Origin of the sequence: Carboxydothermus islandicus (assembly GCF_001950325.1) — a bacterium.
GTDB classification, from domain to species: domain Bacteria; phylum Bacillota; class Z-2901; order Carboxydothermales; family Carboxydothermaceae; genus Carboxydothermus; species Carboxydothermus islandicus.
This window is the reverse complement of sequence record NZ_BDJL01000132.1, coordinates 257,539-257,857: the sequence shown is the minus strand read 5'-3', so window position 1 is coordinate 257,857 and position 319 is coordinate 257,539.

The window sequence follows — 319 nt, the reverse complement described above, 5'->3', positions numbered from 1 at the left end:
AAAAACGCCCTCTCAAACTGTTAAATTTTAACTCTTATGTATCTTTTTGTGCTGGCAATGGCCAATATTTTTTCTGCATTTTTCTTTGCCGTTTTATGCATTTTTATATTGCCAAACACAATATAACAAGAGTTAGAATTAATATTCTTATTTTCATTTGATTTTTCCTCCTTAACTTTTGTTTAAAAGTTTTAAAGGTTTTAACCTTGAATCTAAGCCCACTTTGATTAAAAGGATTTTGTCACAGGTTAGTTTAACTTACCTTATAAGGTTGATATTTCCAACTCCTAACCAATATAGCCTTATAAACAAACAAAAA